General features: G+C 69.1%; 18 protein-coding genes. 9 read left to right on the forward strand and 9 right to left on the reverse strand.

Translation table 11 applies throughout. The features are described 5' to 3' along the window. Positions 1–4 precede the first annotated feature (4 nt). The 8 genes from AC1MLT_RS09190 to xdhC all read right to left on the reverse strand — a co-directional run bounded on the left by AC1MLT_RS09190 (position 5) and on the right by xdhC (position 8,880). Positions 5–871 carry an ABC transporter permease subunit gene (locus tag AC1MLT_RS09190; RefSeq protein ID WP_481031990.1) on the reverse strand — a complete coding sequence of 289 codons (867 nt, stop codon included), beginning with the start codon at positions 869–871 and terminating at the stop codon, positions 5–7. Between the two features lie 18 nt (positions 872–889). After that, the gene (locus AC1MLT_RS09195; protein WP_481031991.1) at positions 890–2,122 is read right to left on the reverse strand and encodes an urea ABC transporter substrate-binding protein; all 1,233 of its coding nucleotides are present in this window, start codon (positions 2,120–2,122) and stop codon (positions 890–892) included. Positions 2,123–2,251: 129 nt separating this feature from the next. After that, complete coding sequence (locus AC1MLT_RS09200) at positions 2,252–3,652, reverse strand: amidase (protein WP_481031992.1); 1,401 nt, start codon at positions 3,650–3,652, stop codon at positions 2,252–2,254. Between the two features lie 80 nt (positions 3,653–3,732). Beyond that, entirely contained in the window at positions 3,733–5,208 is a 1,476-nt protein-coding gene (locus AC1MLT_RS09205) for an amidase (protein ID WP_481031993.1), read from the reverse strand. Then, positions 5,205–5,474 (reverse strand): hypothetical protein, encoded by a 270-nt coding sequence (locus AC1MLT_RS09210; protein ID WP_481031994.1) that lies wholly within the window; start codon positions 5,472–5,474, stop codon positions 5,205–5,207. The genes AC1MLT_RS09205 and AC1MLT_RS09210 overlap by 4 nt, the downstream gene beginning before the upstream one ends. 144 nt (positions 5,475–5,618) lie before the next feature. After that, positions 5,619–6,551: an AraC-like ligand-binding domain-containing protein gene (locus AC1MLT_RS09215; RefSeq protein WP_481031995.1), complete on the reverse strand. Its 933-nt coding sequence runs from the start codon at positions 6,549–6,551 to the stop codon at positions 5,619–5,621. A gap of 110 nt (positions 6,552–6,661) precedes the next feature. Continuing rightward, a complete protein-coding gene (locus AC1MLT_RS09220; RefSeq protein ID WP_481031996.1) occupies positions 6,662–7,867 on the reverse strand; it encodes a urate hydroxylase PuuD in 1,206 nt (401 codons plus the stop codon). A gap of 194 nt (positions 7,868–8,061) precedes the next feature. Beyond that, positions 8,062–8,880, reverse strand: a complete 819-nt coding sequence (xdhC, locus tag AC1MLT_RS09225; RefSeq protein WP_481031997.1) for a xanthine dehydrogenase accessory protein XdhC — start codon at positions 8,878–8,880, stop codon at positions 8,062–8,064. Between the two features lie 101 nt (positions 8,881–8,981). On the opposite strand from xdhC, the gene AC1MLT_RS09230 reads away from it, so the two are divergent. Beyond that, positions 8,982–9,497, forward strand: a complete 516-nt coding sequence (locus AC1MLT_RS09230) for a hypothetical protein (RefSeq protein ID WP_481031998.1) — start codon at positions 8,982–8,984, stop codon at positions 9,495–9,497. A gap of 49 nt (positions 9,498–9,546) precedes the next feature. Here the strand turns inward: AC1MLT_RS09230 and uraH are convergent, their stop codons facing one another. Beyond that, positions 9,547–9,897 carry a hydroxyisourate hydrolase gene (uraH, locus tag AC1MLT_RS09235; protein ID WP_481031999.1) on the reverse strand — a complete coding sequence of 117 codons (351 nt, stop codon included), beginning with the start codon at positions 9,895–9,897 and terminating at the stop codon, positions 9,547–9,549. Positions 9,898–9,966: 69 nt separating this feature from the next. Between uraH and AC1MLT_RS09240 the strand changes: the two genes are divergently transcribed. The 8 genes from AC1MLT_RS09240 to AC1MLT_RS09275 all read left to right on the forward strand — a co-directional run bounded on the left by AC1MLT_RS09240 (position 9,967) and on the right by AC1MLT_RS09275 (position 19,882). After that, positions 9,967–10,632, forward strand: coding sequence for a GntR family transcriptional regulator (locus tag AC1MLT_RS09240; RefSeq protein ID WP_481032000.1), 666 nt, complete (start codon positions 9,967–9,969; stop codon positions 10,630–10,632). Between the two features lie 72 nt (positions 10,633–10,704). Next, positions 10,705–11,670 carry an allantoinase PuuE gene (gene puuE, locus AC1MLT_RS09245; protein ID WP_481032001.1) on the forward strand — a complete coding sequence of 322 codons (966 nt, stop codon included), beginning with the start codon at positions 10,705–10,707 and terminating at the stop codon, positions 11,668–11,670. A gap of 3 nt (positions 11,671–11,673) precedes the next feature. Next, a complete protein-coding gene (gene uraD, locus AC1MLT_RS09250) occupies positions 11,674–13,521 on the forward strand; it encodes a 2-oxo-4-hydroxy-4-carboxy-5-ureidoimidazoline decarboxylase (protein WP_481032002.1) in 1,848 nt (615 codons plus the stop codon). A gap of 6 nt (positions 13,522–13,527) precedes the next feature. Next, on the forward strand, positions 13,528–14,760 hold the full coding sequence (locus tag AC1MLT_RS09255) for a M20 family metallopeptidase (protein WP_481032003.1): 1,233 nt from the start codon (positions 13,528–13,530) through the stop codon (positions 14,758–14,760). A gap of 153 nt (positions 14,761–14,913) precedes the next feature. Then, positions 14,914–15,636, forward strand: coding sequence for a DUF6088 family protein (locus AC1MLT_RS09260; RefSeq protein WP_481032004.1), 723 nt, complete (start codon positions 14,914–14,916; stop codon positions 15,634–15,636). Then, positions 15,633–16,667, forward strand: coding sequence for a nucleotidyl transferase AbiEii/AbiGii toxin family protein (locus AC1MLT_RS09265; protein ID WP_481032005.1), 1,035 nt, complete (start codon positions 15,633–15,635; stop codon positions 16,665–16,667). Before AC1MLT_RS09260 ends, AC1MLT_RS09265 begins: the two co-directional genes overlap by 4 nt. A 220-nt stretch (positions 16,668–16,887) precedes the next feature. Then, positions 16,888–18,411, forward strand: coding sequence for a nucleobase:cation symporter-2 family protein (locus tag AC1MLT_RS09270; RefSeq protein ID WP_481032006.1), 1,524 nt, complete (start codon positions 16,888–16,890; stop codon positions 18,409–18,411). A gap of 25 nt (positions 18,412–18,436) precedes the next feature. Beyond that, positions 18,437–19,882, forward strand: coding sequence for an NCS1 family nucleobase:cation symporter-1 (locus AC1MLT_RS09275; protein ID WP_481032007.1), 1,446 nt, complete (start codon positions 18,437–18,439; stop codon positions 19,880–19,882). Positions 19,883–19,899: the final 17 nt, after the last annotated feature.

A 19,899-nucleotide genomic window follows, 5' to 3' on the forward strand; every position in this document is an offset into this window, starting at 1 on the left:
GGCGTCAGCGCGTGCGCCGCGCCAGCCAGCCCGACAGGCCCTCGGGCAGCAGGCGGATGACCACGATGACGGCCAGCAGCATGCCGATCTGGCCGATGATCTGGCCGCCCCAGCCATTGAGCGCGGTGCGCACCACCGCCAGCAGCATGCCCGCGGGCGCCGTGCCCAGCAGCACGTTGGCGCCGCCGACCACCACCGTGACGAAGCTCTCGATCAGGAAGGCGGCGCCCATGGTGGGCATCAGGGTCATGGTGGGCGCGTACATCGCGCCGCAGAAGCCCGCCAGCGCCGCGCCCAGGCCGAAGCTCAGCGCGTAGACGCGGCCCACGCGCACGCCGGTGGCCTGCGCGATCGAGGCGTTCTGCATCGTGGCGCGCGCATGGATGCCGAAGCGGGTGCGCATGAAGACGACGTAGATCACCGCCAGCACCGCCAGCGCGCAGCCGAACAGCACCAGGCGGTAGGTCGAGAAGGTATAGGCCCCGATCGAGAAGCTGCCCTGCGGCGTGCCGATGCCCGCGAGCGAGGAGCCGAAGATCAGCAGCATGCCCTGCGTGACGATCAGGCTCAGGCCCCAGGTCGCCAGCAGCGAGTCCAGCGGGCGCTTGTAGAGCTTGCGCACGATGGTCCATTCGACCGCCACGCCCGCCAGCCCGGCCGCCAGCGTGCCCAGCACCTGGGCCGGCACCAGCGGCAGGCCGGCGTGCACCAGCCCCACCGTCACGTAGGCGCCGCACATGATGAACTCGCCATGCGCCATGTTGATCACGCCCATCATCCCGAAGACGATGGCCAGGCCGGCCGCCGCCAGGATCAGGAACGCGAAGACGTCGGCGAACTGGTAGGCGAAGGAGAAGATTTCGGCGAACACGCGGCGCTACCGGTGGCGTCAGGACTTCTTCGGCAGGTCCGAAGGCGTGTACTGCTTCCGGTCGTTCTTCTTCGTCAGGTCGCAGCCGATCTGGCCGAGCCAGTAGGGCTGGATCGTGCCGTAGTCCTTGATCACCTTGACGGCGTGCTTGTCGTCCACCGCGATCAGGCGCATGCGGTGCGAGGTGTGCTGGCTCTTGGGCTCGATGCAGACCTGGCCCTCCGGCGCGGCGATGCAGGCCTGCCCGGTGGCGATGACCTTGCGCAGGTCGGCCAGCTTGGTCGACTTGGCCTTCTCCACCAGGTCCTTGTACATGTAGAGCGCGGTGTAGGCGTTGTAGCCCATGTCGTTGATGTAGGGCTCGTTGGGGAACTTGGCGTGCCAGCGCTTCTTGAAGTCGGTCGCCTCGGGCGTGTCGATCTCCTCGAACCAGTTGGCCGCCGCGTGCATGCGGTTGAGCGCCGGTGGCGCGAAGCGCTTGTGCTCGAAGCCCAGCATGACCTTGATCGACGAGCCCATCGGCAGGTTCAGCTTGGCGGCGGCGGCCTGCTCGAAGAACGAGTCCTGCGCGGCGCCGACGTTGATGGTGAGGATCCAGTCGGGCTTGGCGCGCTGGATGTTCTGGATCGTCTGCGCGAACTGCGAGACACCCAGCGGGATGAACTCCTCGCCCACCACGGTGCCGCCGAGCTCCTTGAGGATGGTGCGGTTCCACTCCGAGGAGATCTGGCCGAAGTTGTAGTCGGCCGCCACCACGTAGACCTTCTTGCCGAACTTCTCGACCATGTAGGGGATGAGCGTGGAGAACTGCTGCTCCGGGATGGCGCCCATGCTGATCATGTTGGCGTCGCACACGCCGCCCTCGTATTGGTTGGTATAGAAGTACGGCGTCTGGGTGCGGTCGACGATCGGCCGCACGGCCTCGCGCGAGGCCGAGGTGATGCCGCCGATGAGGACATCGACCTTGTCCTTGCTCAGCAGGCGGCGGGTGAATTCCTGGTAGCGCGCGTTGTCGCCCTGCGGATCGAGGTGGATCAGCTCCAGCGGCCGGCCCATCACGCCGCCGGCCTTGTTGATCTCCTCCACCGCCAGCTGCGAGCCATGCAGCTTGGGCAGGCCGATGACGGCCAGGTCGCCCGAGATGTCCTCCATCAGGCCGACCTTCAGCGGTTCGGCGGCCGAGGCGGCGACGGCCAGTCCCGCGAGGGCGAGCGCGCAGGCGAGCGGGGCGAGCATGGGGCGCAGTGTCATGGTGAGCTTTCGAATCGGTGGAGTCGGGGGACGGGGTGGGTGGATGCGGAGCGGGAACGGGAGAAACGGAGGACACGCGGAGGACACGCGGGGGACCGGCGACGGCCGGCCGCCGTCGTCGTCACCGCCTCAGAGCGCCGGATGGCGGCGATGCCAGTCGGTGGCCTGCTGGAAGGCCCAGCCGGCGCGCACCAGCAGGTGCTCCTCGAAGTGGCGGCCGATGAGCTGGAAGCCGACCGGCATGCCCGCCTCCGTGAAGCCGCCGGGCAAGGTGATCGTCGGGCTGCCGGTCATGTCGAACGGGCAGGTGTAGCGCAGCACGGCGGAGATCAGCTCGGCGTCCTCGCCCATCCTGGACATGCGATCCATGGTGGGCGAGGCGATGCCCGTGGCCGGGGCGATCAGCAGGTCGATGTCCTCGAACAGGGCCTTCACGCGACCGCTGAAGTCGAGCCGGTGCAGCACGATCTTCTGGTAGTCGAGACCGGTCTGCGCGCGGCCGAGCTCGATCAGGCCGGCCAGCCCGGAGCCATAGTCGGCCTTGCGCGCCGGGTAGGTGGTCTCGTGCACCACCGCGGCCTCCATGCCGCACAGCGGGAACCAGTCCGAGATGACCTGGGCCGCATCGGGGAACACCACCGCGCGCAGCTCGCCGCCGAGCGACTTCACGGTCGCGATCGCGGCATCGAGCACCGCGCGCGTCGGCGCGTCGACGCCCTCGGTGATCCAGCGCGCATCCAGCCCGATGCGCAGGCCGCTCAGGTCCGGCCGCAGTCCGCCCAGGTAGTCGGGCACCGGCAGCAGGCTCGCCGTCGGGTCCTTGGCATCGGCCCCGGCGATGGCGCCGAGCATGGCGCCGGCATCGCCGGCGCTGCGCGTCATCGGGCCGATGTGATCGAGCGTGGCGGCGAGCTCGAAGGCGCCATACCGGCTGACCCGGCCCCAGGTCGGCTTCAGCCCGGTCAGGCCGTTGGCCGCCGACGGGAAGCGGATCGAGCCGCCGGTGTCGGTGCCCAGCGACCCATAGCACAGCCCGGCGGCCGTCGCCACGCCCGAGCCGCTCGACGACACGCCCGGCCAGTGCGCGGCATTCCAGGGATTGCGCGGCGCCGCGATGCTCGGGTGGTGATCGGCATAGGCGCTCTCGGTCATCTGCAACTTGCCCAGGATCACCGCGCCGGCCTCGCGCAGCTTGCGCACCACCGTGGCGTCCTCGGTCGGCTTGAAGTCGGCATGGAGCGTCATGCCGGCGGCGGTGACGACGTCCTTCGTCCAGCACAGGTCCTTGATGCCGATCGGCACGCCATGCAGCGGACCGCGCAATTCCCCGCGCGCGATCTCCTCGTCGGCCCGGCGGGCGTCGGCCAGGGCCTGCTCGCCCAGCACCAGGGCATAGCTGCCGAGCCGGTCGTCGAGCGCCGCGATGCGATCGAGCTGGGCCTGCGTCGCCTCGACGCTGGAGAGCTCCCTGGACTGGACGAGCCTGGAGACGTCCAGCAGTTCGAGGTAGTGCAGTTCGGTGTCGGCCATGGGCGGGAGCTCGCGGTTGGGTGCAATGGGAGGTCGGGACTCGGGCCGGCGGCGTGGGCCACGCAGCCGTCACGGTCACTTTAGGCAGCGCCGCCCGCCATGGCTTGTCCCGCAGCGCCAGCGGATGTGCTGGTCGCGCCATCGCGCAGCACGGGCGCGCGGCGATGGAAATCGGTCGCCTGCTGGAAGGCATGGCCGGCGCGCAGCAGGGTCGCCTCGGCGAACGGCCGGCCGATGATCTGCAGGCCCATGGGCATGCCGTCGGCATCGAAGCCGCAGGGCACGTTGAGCGCCGGCAGCCCCGTCAGGCTGGCCACGCCGGTGAACTGCATGATGGCCGAGAGCATGTCCTCGGGCCGGCCCTCGTCGATGGCGACGGTGGTCTCGCCCAGTCGTGTGGCGGTGAATGGCAGCGTCGGGCAGACGAAGACGTCGACCGAGGTCTCGAACGCCGCCATGAACTCGCCGCGCAGCAGCGTCCGGTAGCGCTGCGCCTGCAGGTAGTGCGTGGCCAGCAGCAGCTCGCCGACGTCGAGCAGCGCGCGCACGTCGTCGCCATAGTCCTGCGGCCGCTCGCGCAGGTCGCGCTGGTGGTAGGCGCTGGGCTCGGCCGACTCGATGGTCAGCTGGGCCGAGATGTTGCCGTGGATGTGCCGGATGTCGACCTCCACGAGCTCGGCGCCGAGCTCGACGAAGGTGTCCAGGGCCTGCTTCAGGCCCGCCAGCACGCTCGGCTGCAGGTGCTCGAAGAAGTAGCCCGGCACGATGCCGATGCGCAGGTGGCGGCAGCCGCCGCCCAGGCGCTGCAGATAGTCGTCGCATGGCCGCTGCGCGCTGCCGGCGTCGCGCGGATCGAAGCCGGCCATGGCGCCGAACATCAGCGCGCAGTCCTCCACCGTGCGGGCCATCGGGCCGACGGTGTCCATGCTCCAGGCCAGCGGCACCACGCCATGGTTGCTCACCCGCCCGTAGGTGGGTCGCAGTCCGGCGATGCCGTTGATGGCCGAGGGCAGGCGGATCGAGCCGCCGGTGTCGGTGCCCACGGCGCCGAAGCACAGCCGCGCCGCCACCGCGACCGCCGAGCCGCCGCTCGAGCCGGCCGGGAAGCGGCTGGTGTCCCACGGATTGCGGACCGCGCCATAGTGCGGATTGGCCGAGGTGCCGCCCCAGGCGAACTCGTGCATGTTGGTCTTGCCGATGAAGATCGCGCCGCTCTGGCGCAGGCGCGTCGTCACCGTGGCGTCGGCCTCCGGATGCCAGTCGGCCAGGATCCTGCTGCCGGCGGTGGTGCGCAGGCCGCGAACGGCGACGTTGTCCTTCAGCGCGATCGGCACGCCATGCAGCGGCCCGAGCTCGTGGCCGGCGGCCGAGAGCATCTCGGCGGCCCGCGCGACCTGCAGCGCCTGCTCCTCGAAGACGGTGATGAACGAGCGCAGCACGTCGTCGTGGGCGCGGATGCGCGCCAATGCCGCCTCGACCAGCTCGACCGGCGAGACCTCGCGCCGGCGCACCCGGCGCGCCGCCTCGGCCAGCGTGAGTTCCAGCAGCCCGCTCATGCGTGGCTCCCGTTGGTGTTGGCGGCGCCGAACGTGCTCGGCGGATCCGCCACGTCAGACTGATCCGGCGCATGCGCGAACACGGTCGCCGGCATCAATGCGCGATGCTCGGGCGCGCTCATCTTGCGGCTGAGCTCGTGCGCCGCCGGCAGCCAGGCCGCCAGGATCGCCGCCGCCGCGGCGGCCCGTTCCGGGCTCAGCGGCAGGGCCGCATGGGTGGCGAGCGGCGCGATCGCGGCGCCGTCGGCGAGAGGGTCGTGGTCCATCGGTGTCTCCAGTCGTTCATGCATGACACGACGATAGGAAACCCCGCCCGCGCGCACTTGGCTGCCATCGCCAACTCGATGGCCTGAGCGCGCCAATCCAAAGACAGCCCTCCGCCCGCGGTGCGCGGGAAGCCCGGGGGCGGGTCAGTGCTTCAGGAGCGTGTGCGGCGTGGTGCCATAGGCCTTCTTGAAGACCCGGCAGAAATGCGAGAGATCGCTGAAGCCGCACTGGAACGCGGCCTGCGTCACCTGCTGCACGCGGCCCTCGGCCAGGGCGCAGTGGCTGGCTTCGAGGCGCTGCTTCCACAACCACTGCATCGGCGTGGTGCCATGGCCGGCGAAGACGCGCGTGAGCGTGCGCGCCGACACATGCTGCGCCGCCGCGATGCGCGCGACATCGAGCTCGCAGTCGTCCAGGTGATCGCCGATGTAGGCGCAGGCGCGCCGGAACAGCGCGTCGTGCGGCGACTGCACCGCCGACGGGCCGTCCTGGCGCATCTGCAGCACCACCGCGAGCATGTCCAGCAGCGAATTCGCCAGCGGTCCCTGGGCGCCCTCGTGGCCGGAGAACTCGAGCACCGCCGCCTCGCGCATCATGCTCGCCAGCAGCATCGCCACCGAGGACCCCTCGCTCAGGGGTGTGGCCGTCAGGCGCTCGGCATCGGGCACCAGCGCCAGCAGCCGCCGGCGCGGAATGCGCAGCAGCAGGAACGATTCGGGCTCGAGCTCGTAGGTGAAGGGACGCGCCGCGTCGTAGAGGGCGATGTCGCCCGCGCGCTGCACCATCCAGCGCCCCGACTGCGACAGGCGTCCCTGCCCGCTGACCATCAGGCTGAGCATGAAGTCGTCGTTCGGACCGGTGCGCAGGTGCTGCGCGGTGCGTTCCCAGGCATGCGCGGGCGAGGACATCCGCGCCAGCGTCAGGCTGCCCAGCGGCCGCACCGACAGGCAGGCATCGAAGTCGTCGCGGCAGGGCACCGTGCTGGCCGCCGGGATGAAATGACTGCAGACCACGTCGCTCCAGTACGCGAAGCGATGCGCGGTGTCGGCAGCATGCGTCGAGAAGTTCAGTTCCATGATCGGCACCCGGCGCGAAACGCGTTGGGGGCACTGTAGTGAGGTCCGTGTCCCCACGCAACTTCCATGCCTCCGGCCGCGCGACGGCATGGTGCCGCGACGGGCCGCGACTACCGCGTCCTGGCGCCCGCCAGGAACCACTTGCCGATCAGCGAACGCTCGTCCTCGGTGATGCCGGTGGCGTTGTTCATCGGCATGATCTTCGTCACCACGGCCTGCTGGTAGACCGCCTGGGCATGCAGGGCGACCTGGTCGGGCGTGTCCAGGCGCACGTTCTTCATCTGCACGGCGGCGCCATGGCACATGTAGCAGCGCTGCTCCAGCACCTTCTGCACCTCGCCGAAGGACACCTGCTGCACGGCCGCGCCCGGCGCCGGCGCGGCCACCGGCTCGGGCTTCATCCAGACGATGGTCAGGCCCAGCACCGCGATGCCGACCATCGCATAGGGCAGCGGGTTGCCGGCGTTGCCCAGCTTGAAGCGGTGGCGCACGACGAAGAACTGCCGGATGGCCGCGCCGCCGAGCATGATCAGCAGCAGCACCACCCAGTTGTACTTGTGGGTGTAGGTGAAGCTGTAGTGGTTGCTCAGCATCGCGAACAGCACCGGCAGCGTGAAGTAGGTGTTGTGCACGCTGCGCTGCTTGCCGCGCTGGCCGTGCACCGGATTGACCGGCTTGCCCTCGCGCAGCAGGCCCACGTTCTCGCGCTGGCCGGGAATGATCCAGAAGAACACGTTGGCGCTCATGGTCGTGGCCATCATGGCGCCCACCAGCAGGAAGGCGGCGCGGCCGGCGAACCACTGGCAGGCCAGCCAGGTCGCGAAGGCGATGAAGATCGCGATCAGCACGCCGACGATGGTGTCGCCGTTCTTGCGGCGGCCGAAGATCTGGCAGATGCCGTCGTAGACGATCCAGAAGACGACGAAGAAGGCCAGCGCCACCGAGATGGCCGCGCCGGGCTGCCAGTCCATCTTCGACTTGTCGATCAGGTAGGTGCTCGCGTTCCACAGGTAGGACATGGTGAACAGCGAGAAGCCGGTGATCCAGGTCGAGTAGCTCTCCCAGTACGACCAGTGCAGGTGCTCCGGCAGCTTCTTCGGCGCCAGGGCGTACTTCTGCATGTTGTAGAAGCCGCCGCCGTGCACGGCCCATTGCTCGCCGCCGACGCCCTTGTCGAGCGATTCGGCGTCCTGCGGTTTCTCCAGGCTGTTGTCCAGCATCACGAAGTAGAACGAGGCGCCGATCCAGGCGATGGCGGTGATGACGTGGACCCAGCGCAGCAGCAGGTTCGCCCAGTCGAGGTAATAGCTTTCCATGGCTTTTTTTCTTTCGCTTTCAGCCGTGCCGGCGCAGCCTTGCGCCGGACGGTGGGTGCCTGCTCACCACTGCGGGCGCTGTAAGCAGAAAGAAGGCCGCGAACGCAGGCTCTGGTGGCCTCGCTCCGCTGCGGCGTGGGGTCGGGAGTGTAAACACGGGTGTCGGGTCGGGTGGGCGGCCTCCGGGAAACTCCTCAGCCGCGCGGGCCGAGCGACTGCAACAACTGTGCCGCCACGCCCACGGCGATCACCTCGGGCTCCTTGCCGGCGATGCCGCCCAGGCCGATCGGGCAGGTGACGCGGTCCATCTCGGCCTCGCCGAAGCCGCGCGCGGCCAGGCGGTGGCGGAAGGTGGCCCATTTCGTCTTGCTGCCGATCAGGCCGACATAAGGGAGGTCGTCGCGCGCGCGCAGGCGCTTCAGGCAGGCGATCACGATGTCGAGGTCCTCGGCGTGGCTGAAGCTCATGATCAGCACGCGCGAGCCCGGCGCCAGACCGGCGACGGCGTCCTGCACCGGCTCGGAATGCTCGGTGGCGATCTGCGCCGGCAGCAGCGGCGCGAAGACGCCCTCGCGGCTGTCGATCCAGCGCACCGCGAACGGCAGCGTCGCCAGCAGCCGGGCCAGCGCGGCGCCGACATGGCCGCCGCCGAACAATGCCACCGGACTCAGGCGCAGGACGAACTCGGCGCGCAATGCCGCCGCGTCCGCCGCGCCGACGCGGCGGTACGACAGCACCACGACGCCGCCGCAGCATTGCCCCAGGGCCGGGCCGAGCGCATGGCGCCGCGGCGCCTCGATGGCCGCGCCGCCGGCGAGCCAGTCGCGCCCGGCCTGCGCGGCCTGGAACTCCAGGTGGCCGCCGCCGATGGTGCCGGTCAGGGTGCCATCGGCCCAGACCGCCATCCAGGTCCCGGCCTCGCGCGGCACCGAGCCCTGGGTGGCATCGACGCGCACCAGGATGGCATCCTCGATGCGCAGGCGCTCCAGCAGCAGGTCGAGCATCGATGTCATGCGAGGCTCCCGCACCCGGGGCGGGTCCGTCCGGCGTGGCCACGCGGCCACCGAAACCTCCGGTTGCGCCCGTCCTGCGGGGGCACGGTATAACCGCGCCGATGACCCATCTCCCGTTCGCGCCGCGCCGCCTCGCCCTCGCCGGCGCCCTCCTCGCCACCGTCTGGCTCGCCGGCTGCGGCAGCAGCCCGACGGCGCCGATCACGCGCCCGGTGCCCGGCCAGCTCACCAGCGCCACGCCCGAGCCGACACCCGGCCGCTCGCCACTGCCGCGCGCCTCCGATGCCGCCACCGCGCGCGACTACCGGCGCGACGCCGCCCGCCACGTCTACGACGCCAACCGCGAGCGCATCTATGGCGGCAGGCTGCCCGCCCTGCTCTACGCCGTCGGCACGCTGCAGGTCAACCTCGATGCCAGCGGCAAGGTGGTCTCGATGCACTGGATGCGTGCGCCCAGGCACGCGCCCGAGGTGGTCGCCGAGATCGAGCGCACCGTGCTGGCGGCCTCGCCCTTCCCGGCGGCCAGCCGCCTGGGCAAGGTCACGTGGACCGACACCTGGCTGTGGGACAAGGGCGGTCATTTCCAGCTCGACACCTTGACCGAGGGGCAGCTGTAACCGCAGCCGCGACCCGGGCACCGGCGGGCGCGAAGCTTGCAAGGCATGCTCAGGAACCGCGGTAGGTCGAATAGCTCCACGGGCTCACCAGCAGCGGCACGTGGTAGTGCTGGTCGGTGCGCGCGACGCCGAAGTCGATCGCCACGCGGTCGAGAAAGTTAGGCTCGGGCAGCTCGACGTGGCGCGACGCGAAGTACGCCGCGACGTCGAACACCAGCCGGTAGGTGCCGGTCTTCAGGGTCTGGTTGTCGTAGAGCGGGCCGTCGCTGCGGCCGTCGGCGTTGAGGACGAAGCGCTTGACCAGCGTCGCCTCGTCGCCCCGCGTGGTGAAGAGCGCGACCGACATGCCGGCGGCGGGCGCGCCGTGCATCGTGTCGAGGACGTGGGTGCTGAGGCCCATGGGAAGCTCCTGATAATTCCGGTGGACAAAAGTGTATACACATTCCCGGTTGCCGCCTATCATGGCCGCATGGAATCCTCCACCACCGCCGCCATCGTCGACGCCCTGACCCGGGCCATCGTCGAGCACCGGCTGCATCCGGGCAGCAAGCTCGCCGAGCAGAAGCTCGCCGACCACTTCGGCGTCTCGCGCACCCTGGTGAGGCAGGCCCTGTTCCAGCTGTCGCAGAACCGGTTGATCCGGCTCGAGCCCGCGCGCGGCGCGTTCGTCGCCTCGCCCTCGGTCGAGGAGGCGCGCGAGGTGTTCGCGGTGCGGCGGATGCTGGAGGTCGAGATGACGCGCAGCTTCGTGCGCGGCGTGACGCCGGCGCGCCTGAAGGCCCTGCGCGAGCACGTGGCGGCCGAGCGGGCCGCCGTCGCCGCCGGTGACGCCACCGGCCGCACCGAGCTGCTGGGCGACTTCCACGTCCGCATGGCCGAGCTGATCGGCAACCGCGTGCTGGCCCAGATGCTGGGCGAGCTGATCTCGCGCTGCGCCCTCATCACGTTGATGTACCAGAGCCCGAGCGCCGCCGCCCATTCCAACGACGAGCACGCCGACATCGTGCGCGCCCTCGCCGCCAAGGACGAGGCGCTGGCCGTGCGCCTGATGAGCGAGCATCTCGACCACGTCGAGGCCAGCCTGACCTTCGACCGCAAGGTGCCCACGCACGACGTCGCGCTGGCGCTGGCCTGACCCCGCCAACCGCCATCCGCTCCCCGCCCCCCGTTCCAACGCCCTCCGCCCACCGCCCCGCCCCGCCCCGCCATGACCGTCTACGACTCGACGCTTCCTTATCCCCGCGACCTGGTCGGCTACGGCCGCAACCCGCCGCACGCGCGCTGGCCCGGCGGTGCCCGCATCGCGGTGCAGTTCGTCCTCAACTACGAGGAAGGCGGCGAGAACAGCGTGCTGCACGGCGATGCTGGCTCGGAGCAGTTCCTCTCGGAGATGTTCAATCCGGCCAGCTACCCCGAGCGCCACATCAGCATGGAAGGCATCTACGAGTACGGCTCGCGCGCCGGCGTCTGGCGCCTGCTGCGCGAGTTCGAGAAGCGCGGCCTGCCGCTGACGGTGTTCGGCGTCGGCATGGCCCTGGAGCGCCATCCCGAGCTCACCGCCGCCTTCGTCGAGCTCGGCCACGAGATCGCCTGCCACGGCTGGCGCTGGATCCACTACCAGGCCATCGACGAGGCGACCGAGCGCGAGCACATGGCGCTGGGCATGGCCGCCATCGAGCGGCTCACCGGCGCGCGCGCGCTCGGCTGGTACACCGGCCGCGACAGCCCGCGCACCCGCCGCCTGGTGGCCGACTGGGGCGGCTTCGAATACGACAGCGACTACTACGGCGACGACCTGCCCTTCTGGATGCGGGTCGAGAAGAGCGATGGCGAGGTGGTGCCGCAGCTCATCGTGCCCTACACGCTCGACTGCAACGACATGCGCTTCGCGCTGCCGCAGGGCTACTCGCACGCCGATCCGTTCTTCCAGTACCTGAAGGACACCTTCGACGCCCTCTACGCCGAGGGCGATCCGGCCGGCGAAGACCGGCCCAGGATGATGAGCGTGGGCATGCACTGCCGCCTGCTCGGCCGGCCCGGACGCATCACGGCGCTGCAGCGCTTTCTCGACCACATCGCCGCCCATGCGGACGTCTGGGTGTGCCGGCGCGTGGACATCGCGCGGCACTGGCGCCAGACCCACCCCTACACGGCCGCAGCCACAGGAGCCTGAACCATGAACGCACCGACCGCGCCACAAGCCCCGCGCGCCACGCTGACCCTCGAGGCCCTCAACGCCGCCACGCCCGAGGCGGCCGTGATGCTGCTCGATGGCACCTACGAGCATTCGCCCTGGGTGGCGCAGGCGGCCCTGGCCGAGCGGCCGTTCCGCTCGCTGCAGCACCTCAAGCACGCGCTGGCGCGGGTCGTCGACGCGGCGCCGGCCGAGCGCCAGCTGTTCCTGATCCGCGCCCACCCGGAACTCGCCGGCAAGGCCATGGAGAGCGGCGCGCTCACGGCCGAGTCGACCCACGAGCAGGGAAAGGCCGGCCTCACGAACTGCACGCCCGACGAGCTCGCGCACATCCGCGCGCTGAACGCCGCCTATGGCGCGAAGTTCGGCTTCCCCTTCATCCTGGCGGTGCGCGGGCCGCGCGGCACCGGGCTGGGCAAGCGCGAGATCGTCCAGACCTTCGAGCGCCGGCTGCACCACCATCCCTCCTTCGAGCGCGGCGAGGCACTGCGCAACATCCACCGCATCGCCGAGATCCGCCTGCACGACAAGTTCGGCGCCCACACCGCGCTGGGCGACGACGTCTGGGACTGGCAGGAGGCATTGGCCGCGCACACCGACCCGGGCTATGCCGAGCTCGGCCAGCTCACCGTCACCTATCTCACCGACGCGCACCGCGCCTGCGCCTCGCAGATCGCCCAGGGCATGCGCGACTGCGGCTTCGACTCGGTGGGCATTGACGCCGTGGGCAACGTGGTGGGCCGCTACGAGGCCGCCACGCCGGGGGCGAAGGCGCTCTTGACCGGCTCGCACTACGACACCGTGCGCAACGGCGGCAAGTACGACGGCCGGCTGGGCATCTTCGTGCCGATGGCCTGCGTGCGCGAACTGCACCGCCAGGGCCGGCGCCTGCCCTTCGCCATCGAGGTGGTCGGCTTCGCGGAGGAGGAGGGCCAGCGCTACAAGGCGACCTTCCTCGGCTCCGGCGCGCTGATCGGGCAGTTCGATCCGGCCTGGCTCGACCAGCGGGACGCCGACGGCGTGACGATGCGCGAGGCGATGCGCCACGCCGGCCTGGACGAGGCCGCCATCGCCGCCATCCGGCGCGACCCGGCGCGCTACCTCGGCTTCGTCGAGGTGCACATCGAGCAGGGTCCGGTGCTGACCGAGCTCGACCTGCCGCTGGGCGTGGTGTCGTCCATCAACGGCAGCGTGCGCTACCTGGGCGAGATCCACGGCATGGCCAGCCACGCCGGCACCACGCCGATGGACCGGCGCCGCGATGCCGCCGCGGCGGTGGCCGAACTCATCCTGTTCGCCGAGCAGCGCGCCGCGCGCGATGGCGACTCGGTCGCCACCGTGGGCATGCTGGAAGTGCCCAACGGCTCGATCAACGTCGTGCCCGGCCTGTGCCGCTTCAGCCTCGACATCCGCGCGCCGGACGACGCGCAGCGCGACGCGGTCGCGCGTGACGTGCTGGCCGCGCTGGCCGCCATCTGCGAGCGCCGTTTCGTCCGCCACACGCTGGAGGAGACCATGCGCGCCGCCGCCGCGCCCAGCGCTCCCGACTGGCAGCGGCGCTGGGAGCGCGCGGTCGAGTCGCTCGGCCTGCCGGTGCATCGCATGCCCAGCGGCGCCGGCCACGACGCCATGAAACTGCACGAGGTGATGCCGCAGGCGATGCTGTTCGTGCGCGGCCTCAATTCGGGCATCAGCCACAACCCGCTCGAGTCGAGCACGTCGGCCGACATCGACCTCTCGGTGCGCGCCTTCCAGTTCCTGCTCGAGGACCTGGCGCGCGACGTGATGACGACCGCGCCCTCGACCCCCCCTTCCACTTCCCTCGCCTGACCCCCCATGACCGACTATCAACGCCTCGACGACTGGATCGACGCCCATTTCGACGAGGAGGTGCGCTTCCTGCAGGAGCTGGTGCGCGTGCCGACCGACACGCCGCCGGGCAACAACGCGCCGCACGCCGAGCGCACCGCCGAGCTGCTGGCCGGCTTCGGCTTCGAGGCCGAGCGCCATGCCGTGCCCGAGCAGACCGTGAGGGACTATGGCCTCGAATCGATCACCAACCTGATCGTGCGCCGCCGCTTCGGCGCCGGCGACGAGGGCCCGACGGTGGCGCTCAATGCCCATGGCGACGTCGTGCCGCCGGGCGAGGGCTGGACGCACGATCCCTATGGCGGCGAGATCGAGGACGGCCGGCTCTATGCCCGCGCCGCCGCCGTCAGCAAGAGCGACTTCGCCAGCTTCACCTTCGCCCTGCGCGCATTGGAGGCCGTGGCCCGGCCGTCGAAGGGCGCGGTCGAATTGCACTTCACCTACGACGAGGAGTTCGGCGGCCTGCTCGGGCCGGGCTGGCTGCTCGCGCAGGGCCTGACGAAGCCCGACCTGATGATCGCCGCCGGCTTCAGCTACGAGGTGGTGACCGCGCACAACGGCTGCCTGCAGATGGAGGTGACCGTGCACGGCAAGATGGCCCACGCGGCGATCCCCGACACCGGCGTCGACGCGCTGCAGGGCGCGGTCCGGATCCTGAACGCGCTCTATGCGCAGAACACCGCCTACAAGCAGGTCCGCTCGGAAGTCGCCGGCATCACCCACCCCTACCTGAACGTCGGGCGCATCGAGGGCGGCACCAACACCAACGTCGTGCCCGGCAAGGTGGTCTTCAAGCTCGACCGCCGCATGATCCCGGAGGAGAATCCGGCCGAGGTCGAGGCCGACATCCGCCAGGTCATCGCCGACGCCGCCACGCCGCTGGTGGGCGTCACGGTCGACATCAAGCGCCTGCTGCTGGCCAACTCCATGAAGCCGCTGGCCGGCAACCAGCCATTGGTCGACGCCATCCAGAAGCACGGCGAGGCGATCTTCGGCGAGCCCATCCCGGCCATGGGCACGCCGCTCTACACCGACGTGCGCCTCTATGGCGAGGCCGGCATCCCCGGCGTGATCTACGGCGCCGGCCCGCGCACCGTGCTGGAGTCGCATGCCAAGCGCGCCGACGAGCGCCTGGTGCTGGAGGACCTGCGCCGGGCGACGAAGGTCGTGGCGCGCACGCTGGCGGATCTGCTGAGCTAGCAGTCGGGGAGCGTCGAGCAGGGACTCATTGACGCTCCATCTCCAAGTCCGTCGCCCAGCAATGGGTTTGTCCGAAATACAGCCACATTTTTCGGACAAATATCATTTCATTGAGTCCGAAAAACGCATACAAATATCGGACATGGAGGTTTCATGTCGGATATCGGTAGCCGCATCGCATCGCTCATCAACGCCGCTGGCCCTGGCATCGTCTGGACACCCTCCGACTTCGCGCCGCTGGGCTCGCGCGACGTGATCGACAAGACGCTTCAGCGCATGGTGACCAAGGCGACGCTGCGCCGTATCGACAGAGGCCTGTACGACCTGCCTGCAGCCAACCGGCTGACCCGGAAGGCAACCACGACCGATTACCGGGCCGTGATCGACGCCATGGCTCGGCGTGACCGGTTGCGTCTGCTCGTGGATGGCATGACCGCCGCCAACGATCTCGGTCTCACCGATGCCGTTCCCGCCCGGGTGACCATTCACACCGATGCGCGCCGCCGATCGATCCGACTCGACAAGTTGTTCATCGAGTTCAAGCAGACCGCGCCCAGCCGCCTCTACTGGGCCGACCGGCCCGCCATGCGCGTCGTGCAGGCGCTGCACTGGCTCAAGGACACCCTGCCCGACGATGGCGATCGGGTTCGTGATCGGCTACACGCCATCCTCGCCGATGCGAAGCATGGAAACGGCATCACGCAGGACCTGATTCAGGGCTTCTCGCATCTGCCCGCCTGGATGCAGGCGTTCCTGCGCACGGTACCGGACTTCGATCCCATCCCGGCACCCACTGTCCCGCGTAACTCCGCGCCTGCGCTCGACAGGACCTCGATACCTGCACGCTCGAACGCTCCCGCGCGTCAGCGGCGATGAACGAGGCCTTGCGGGAAGTCGTCGCGGCCAGCGATGCCGACCGCCGGGATCTGTTTCTCGGCACCGCGGCGCGTCTGGGAACGGCGGTGCAGAACGTCGAAAAGGACTTCTGGGTCTGCCGGGTTCTGGATGTTCTTTTCAATGGCATGGCACCCGACGGCCCACGCCTGCTCTTCAAGGGCGGCACGTCGCTGTCCAAGGCCTTCGGATTGATCTCCCGTTTCTCGGAAGACATCGACATCACGGTCTTTCGGGACGATCTTGGGCAGCACGTCGAGCCCGAAGAGCTGGAGACATTGAGCGGCAAGCAACGCCGCATCCGACTCGATGCCATCCGCACGGCCTGCCGGATATTCATCCAGAGTGATCTGAAGGAACAGTTGCACGCGCATGCCGCCAGATCCATTCCGCAGGGATTCACTCTGGAGCTGGACCCCGACGATGCGGACGGTCAGACTCTGCTGCTGTGGTATCCGGCGGTGACGGCCCGCCCGGGCGACTACGTCCGTTCCGCCGTCAAGATCGAATCCGGCGCGAAATCCGCACTCGATCCCCATGTGACGGCTGTGATCACACCCTACGTTGCCGCCGATCTACCGCATCTTGATTTGCGGGTGGTGAATGTCACGACGGTCCGGCCCGAGCGCACGTTCTGGGACAAGCTCATGATCCTGCATGGCCTGCGCCAATGGCACGAACGGCGCGGAGAACTGCGCCGTGGTGGTCAACGGGTCTCGCGGCACCACTACGACGTGCACCAGCTCCTGCAGAGTGAACAGGCCGCCGGATGGATAGCCAACCGGCCGCTGGCGCAGGACTGTGCACGCCATGCGCGGCTGTTCTTTGGCAATCCGGATCTGGGACTGGAGACGGCCCGGCACGGTACTTTCACGCTGACGCCGACCACAGACATGCACGATGCACTGCGGCGCGACTACGACGCCATGACCGGCATGATCTTCCATGGCATTCCTTCCCTGGACGAGGTACTGGCCAGCGTGGCGTTGATCGAAACCGCCATCAATATCTGAGAAGGCAACCGGGACAGCGCGGCGCTTCGGCGCCGTTTTCTTTTGGCGCGCAACTTGCATCGCGGCATCCGTCCCACCGGAGCGACCACCGACTAAGCGTTTTCCGCAATGCGCGCTGACGTATGTTTTGTATACAGTTTCGCGTACAAAGCGGATGCCGCGTGCCCGCGCGGTGGCCCGTCGCGCTCGTTGCCGTCGTCCTTTCCCCAGGAGCCACGTGATGTCCTCTTCCCCCGCTTCAGCCGTCTCGTCCCCGGACGCCGCTCCAGCCGCCTCCGCCGTCCATCCCGTCGACCAGCGCCTGCCCATGGGCAAGCTCACCGCCCTGGGCCTGCAGCACGTGCTGGTGATGTACGCGGGCGCGGTGGCGGTGCCACTGATCGTGGGGCGGGCGCTGCGCCTGAGCCCGGCCGAGGTGGCGCTGCTGATCTCGGCCGACCTGTTCTGCTGCGGCATCGCCACGCTGATCCAGTCGCTCGGGGCGACGCAGTGGTTCGGCATCAAGCTGCCGGTGATGATGGGCGTGACCTTCGCGTCGGTGGCGCCGATGGTGGCCATCGCCAACGCCAACCCGGGCATCGCCGGGGCGCAGCTGCTGTTCGGCTCGATCATCGGCGCCGGCGTGGTGGCGATCCTGATCGCGCCGATGGTCAGCAGGATGCTGCGCTTCTTCCCGCCGGTGGTGACCGGCACCATCATCGCGGTCATCGGCATCAGCCTGATGCGCGTGGGCATCAACTGGATCTTCGGCAATCCCTTCGGCCCGACCGCTCCGGCCATCGTCGACCCGGTCTACGCCAAGTGGCTGGCCGACGTCACCTCGCCGGGCAGCTCGATCCCGCCGGTGCCCAAGGGCTTCGCCATCCTGCCGACGGTGCCCAATCCGCGCTATGCCGACCTCACGGGCTTCGGCGTCGCCGCCGTCGTGCTGGTGTCGATCCTGCTGATCGTCAAGTACGCCCGGGGCTTCGTCGCCAACATCTCGGTGCTGCTGGGCATCGCCATCGGCGCGGTGGTGGCCTCGGCGATGGGCATCATGACCTACGAGAAGGTCGGCCGCGCGCCCTGGTTCGACCTCGTGCTGCCGTTCCATTTCGGCCTGCCGCAGTTCGATCCGGTGCTGATCCTGACCATGACGCTGATCATGATCGTGGTGATGATCGAGTCGACCGGGATGTTCCTGGCGCTGGGCGAGATGACCGGGCGCAGGATCGACCAGAAGGACCTGGCCAAGGGCCTGCGCACCGACGGCCTGGGCACGCTCATCGGCGGCATCTTCAACACCTTCCCATACACCAGCTTCTCGCAGAACGTCGGCCTGGTGGCCGTGACGGGCGTCAAGAGCCGCTATGTGTGCGTGGCCGGCGGCGTCATCCTGATCGTGCTGGGCCTGCTGCCCAAGATGGCGGCGTTGATCGAGTCGCTGCCCACGGTGGTGCTCGGCGGCGCCGGTCTGGTGATGTTCGGCATGGTGGCGGCCACCGGCATCCGCATCCTCTCGGGCGTCGACTTCAAGACCAACCGCCACAACCCGATGATCGTCGCGGTGTCGATCGGCATCGGCATGATTCCGCTGATCGCGCCCAACTTCAAGCAGTGGATGCCGCACGCCCTGCACTCGCTGATCGAGTCCGGCATCCTGCTCGCGTCCATCACGGCGGTGCTGCTCAACCTGTTCCTCAACGGCGCCCGGCACGACGAGGCCGCCATCATCGCGGCGGCCAAGCAGGCCGAGGCGCACTGATTCCCCCCAGCGAGAGACGACACCCATGCCCACCCCCGCCCTGCACGGCGTCCCCGGATCGGACGAACGCCTCATCAACCACGACCTCGCGCCCGTCACGGGCGAGCGCAAGAACTGGTCCTCGTACAGCATCTTCGCGATGTGGATGTCCGACATCCACAGCGTGGGCGGCTACACCTTCGCGGCCAGCCTGTTCCTGCTCGGGCTGAGCGGCTGGCAGGTGCTGGCGGCGCTGGTGGTGGGCATCGCCATCGTCAACGTGCTGATGAACTGGATCGGCAAGCCCAGCCAGCACCACGGCATCCCCTATCCGGTGATGGCGCGCGTGAGCATGGGCGTGATGGGCGCAAACTTCGCCGCCCTCATCCGCGGCGTCGTCGGCGTGGTCTGGTATGGCGTGCAGACCTACTTCGCCTCCAAGGCGGTGGCCACGCTGGTGCTGGTGTTCGTGCCGGCGGCGGCGGCCTGGCAGTCGAGCAGCTTCCTGCGGCTGGACCTGCTGGGCTGGGCCAGCTTCATGTTCATGTGGATCTTCCAGCTGCTGATCTTCCAGCGTGGCATGGACTCGATCCGCAGGTTCATCGACTTCTGCGGCCCGGCGGTCTACGTGGTGATGTTCCTGCTGGCCGGCTGGATCGTCTGGAAGGCCGGCTGGGACTCGCTGGATCTGTCGCTCAGCGACAAGGTGCTGACCGGCGGCCAATCCTTCGTCGCCATGGGCAGCGCGATCCTGCTGGTGGTGAGCTACTTCGCGGCGCTGCTGCTGAACTTCGGCGACTTCTCGCGCTACGCGCGCACCGAGCGCGACATGAAGGTCGGCAACTTCCTGGGCCTGCCGGTCAACTTCATCCTGTTCGCCGTCATCGTGGTGGTCGTCACGGCCGGCAGCGCCAAGGTGTTCGGCCACATGATCATGGACCCGATCGAGATCGTCTCGAAGATCGACAACAAGTGGGCCGTGGTGCTGGGCAGCGTGACCTTCATCATCGCCACCATGGGCATCAACATCGTCGCCAACTTCGTCTCGCCGGCCTACGACTTCGCCAACCTGTTCCCCAAGCACGTCGACTTCAGGCGCGGCGGCCTCATCACCTCGGTGCTGGCGGTGGCGGTGTGTCCGTGGATCTTCGTCGACAGCCCCAAGGCCATCACGGTGTTCGTCAGCGTGTTCGGCGCCGTGCTGGCGCCGCTCTTCGGCGTCATGGTGGCGGACTTCTACCTGCTCAAGAAGCAGGTGCTGAAGGTCGAGGACCTCTACACCATGGCTCCCGGCGGACGCTACCACTACGACGGCGGCTGGAACCGGGTCGGCGTGACGGCCCTGGTGCTGGCCAGCGTGATCTCGATCGGCTGGGAGCTGTGCACGCAGCTGTTCAAGGTGCTGCCGCAGAACAACTTCGGCTGGGTCATCGGCGCCGTCGCCGGCGCGCTGATCTATGTCGCGATGATGCGCGGCGCCAAGCGCACCTGAGGCGCATCGAGGGCCGT

It is taken from the genome of Variovorax sp. PEI5 (assembly GCF_056679935.1).